A 3,042-nucleotide genomic window follows, 5' to 3' on the forward strand; every position below is an offset into this window, starting at 1 on the left:
AGGCATTCGCGCTCTGTTCAGACGAACCCTTTCTGCGTCAGCAACACGTTGCTTCTCAACAGAATCGGCGGAATGCGGGCTTTCGCTGCGACGTGGCCGAACTGGTGCGTAAAGAGCCCTTACCAGTCATTCAACGCACTTTGAGGCTTCGCTCATGCAGCAAGACTTAAACAGCGGAAACCGAGCATTGCCTGCCTGGATCCCAGATGGCTGTGATGCGGACAAACTGTGAATTCGCTGCACTTGCGCGAATGTCAGCATTTTTCGCAGCCACCCGAAAATTCGTCGATTGACGACACCAGTTTCAACAGGTCGGCCTCATAGAAACCGGCAGCATTGATGCAATTTGTTTCGAGCATCTTCAGCCCATCGTCTGTGCGACAAATGTCGATAACATAGGCGGGTGCATACTCTGGGTTTGCCTTCACCAGCCTCTTGGCAAATACCAAGGCATCCTCATCGATCTCATGTCGGTAAACGACGCGCGATCCCTCCTTGTAAAGCGAGAAAGTAACAATTTCATCTCTTACCACCCAAAGTCGCCATTCCTTGAGAATGCGAACGGGCTTCGTGAACATCAATTCTGTATCATGACGAAGTGACCCCTTAGGTATCTCATGCTCTTCTAAAGCGAGTACCTTGTTGGCCAATTCAATGATTTCACTCGTAGTCTTTACCTTTCCCGGCTCTTCTTTGCTGTCTTCTACTGGGCGTAGGAACCAGTTTTTTCCGTCATCGGGAAGTTGTTCCGGAACATCTCGTAGCGTTAAGAAGAGAGCGTCCGCGCCATTAAGAAGAAACGGGTGCCACGGTGTTTCATGGACAAAAGGTCTAATCTTGAAGACGCCAGGTCTAAGGTCGTTGGCCTGTGCGTATCGCCAAAGGGTATAAGAACCGAACATGACTACGGCGTTCGGATCGTCGATAGTCGGAACCGGTGTCAGTTCGCCGATAAATGGAACGACTTTGTGCCATGTGTACGGAATTGCCAGCCGATCAAGTGCATCAGCCATTTTCCGAGTGTCCTCAAAATCCTGAAGTAACCATTGCATGCATTTGTGCTCAAATCTAATAACTCTGTCCCCTGCATAGAGAACACCATTGCGTCAAATGCTCAACAGCAGACATTGGAGCTGCGTGTCGTCTCGGTAGGTATGGGACTCACTGCGGTCATTCTCTGCGAAGTGACCCAACTGGATATAGGAGCCCTTACCAGACATAGCCGAGTAATCTGGTGGCTGCGATTGCACAAGGCTGCTTACAGCACTTTGCCGACCTTGGCCGCCTATATGCCTGTCAATTGCCTGAGTGAAAGGATCGGATGTCGGCTGCGAGCCCAAACTCACCGAAGCTGCATCATGCACGAAGGTCTGTTCTAGGCTTTGGCCTTTCTAGCGTAGCTGCGGGCTGCCTTGGCGCGATTTCCGCAAGTCTCCATGATACACCACTTCCGTCGGGCGTTCTTGGTTTCGTCAACAAACAGCCACCCACAGTCGGAGCCTGGGCACATTTTTACCCGTTTCAGTTCGCGCGCATCGTTCAGTAGCGACATGGCCGAAACGGCGACAATTCCCAATATCGGCTGACAGCGTAGAGACTCAATAGAACTGGGTGCCTGGACTTTGAGGCTCTGAAGGTGCTGATCTAAGTCTAAATCCACTTGTTGCGGTCCGTCGAGGAACACAGACCGCAAATTTGATCTGAATGCGTAGATGTCTTCTACCGAAGCCGGGTGGATCGCGTTGAACAGGTCAAGCGCGCGCAACCACACGTCCAGATCAACCATTCCTGCAATCTTTTCCTGAACCACCCGGCCCTCTGAGGACCAATTTGCCGTGTTCAGAAAGTCGAGTGCCAAGCGACCTGCAATCGGCCGGACAATGGAGTGGGTGCTGTAGGTCATGCTGATTTCTAACCTCTACAGTGGTTGACCCACAAGTGAAATCCAATCTAACCTTAGTTATGGTTAGAATCATTGCGCCTAACATTCCTCCGAAAAGCCGTCAGATTACTCTATCGTGGCGCGGCATCATGCGCGGCGTGCTTCGGCTGACACCCATGTCAATCTTCGTAATTCCATTTGGTGTAGGCTTCGGAATCGCAGCGATTGAACAGGGTCTGACCGTTCTTCAGGCAATGGTCTTGAGCGTTTCGGTTTTCTCGGGTGCGGCGCAGTTTGCGGCCCTCGAATTCTGGCCTAAGCCAGTCGATCTTGTTTCCATCGCGTTGGTTATGTTCGCCGTGAATGCGCGCCACATAGTGATAGGGGCAGCTCTTTCGCCTTGGCTGAACCAGCTTCCGCTTTGGGCCAGATGGTCAGCTCTTTCCCTGCTCAGCGACCCCAACTTTGCCGATAGTCGACCTGCCTTTCAGTCGGGCGAGAGGGATGCCGGTATTCTGCTGGGTGGTGGGCTTATTTTATGGCTGAACTGGGTGTGCGGGACCGCGCTTGGTGCTCTTGCCGGGGCAAAGATCGGTGATTTGCAGGCATACGGCTTCGATGTTGTAATGGTTTGTTTTTTCGCTGCCGCGATTACGGGGCAACTGAAGCAGCGATCAACAATCGTTCCGGCAATTCTTGCTTTTGGCATTGCAGTGGCGACATTGGGATGGCTACCGACGGGTTGGAACATAATCGTTGCCGCGCTGGTCGGTGGAATTTGGGGAGTACTCGCGAGTGCCGACTGAGCTGACACCCTGGGCAGCGATACTGGTGATCGCGGCTGTCACTTTTTTAAACCGCATCGCCGGGCCGATCCTGATGAGCCACATCGAGACGTCCAGCAAGGTCGAGCGGTTTCTTGATGGCATGTCGGTGTCCGTCGTTGCGGCGTTAATCGCTTCCATCCTTGCCCAGAGAGGATGGCGTGAAGCCGTGGCGGTAGGAGTGTCCATTCTCGTGATGATGCGATCCAAAAGCGCAACCTGGGCCATGATAGCCGGGATAGGCTCGGCGGCTATCTGGTCTGCTGTGCTTCACCAATAGCCATCGAAGTATTGCACTCAGATTCCGATTGCAGCCATTGGCGCGCGTGCAGCGAA

The 3,042-nt window shown here is 52.9% G+C and carries 4 protein-coding genes; 2 read left to right on the forward strand and 2 right to left on the reverse strand.

Annotation, left to right across the window (positions count from 1 at the left end):
- Window positions 1-254: 254 nt before the first annotated feature.
- Together HW561_RS23180 and HW561_RS23185 are read right to left on the reverse strand one after the other, a co-directional pair.
- Window positions 255-1,013, reverse strand: coding sequence for an ATP-grasp domain-containing protein (locus HW561_RS23180; protein ID WP_211198750.1), 759 nt, complete (start codon window positions 1,011-1,013; stop codon window positions 255-257).
- 362 nt (window positions 1,014-1,375) lie between these two features.
- Window positions 1,376-1,903: a CGNR zinc finger domain-containing protein gene (locus HW561_RS23185; RefSeq protein ID WP_176867747.1), complete on the reverse strand. Its 528-nt coding sequence runs from the start codon at window positions 1,901-1,903 to the stop codon at window positions 1,376-1,378.
- A 35-nt stretch (window positions 1,904-1,938) separates the two neighbouring features.
- On the opposite strand from HW561_RS23185, the gene HW561_RS23190 reads away from it, so the two are divergent.
- Both HW561_RS23190 and HW561_RS23195 read left to right on the forward strand, forming a co-directional pair.
- Entirely contained in the window at window positions 1,939-2,688 is a 750-nt protein-coding gene (locus tag HW561_RS23190) for an AzlC family ABC transporter permease (protein ID WP_176867749.1), read from the forward strand.
- A complete protein-coding gene (locus HW561_RS23195) occupies window positions 2,678-2,986 on the forward strand; it encodes an AzlD domain-containing protein (RefSeq protein ID WP_176867751.1) in 309 nt (102 codons plus the stop codon). The genes HW561_RS23190 and HW561_RS23195 overlap by 11 nt, the downstream gene beginning before the upstream one ends.
- Window positions 2,987-3,042 lie beyond the last annotated feature (56 nt).

Source organism: Ruegeria haliotis (assembly GCF_013377785.1).
Taxonomy (GTDB): domain Bacteria; phylum Pseudomonadota; class Alphaproteobacteria; order Rhodobacterales; family Rhodobacteraceae; genus Ruegeria; species Ruegeria haliotis.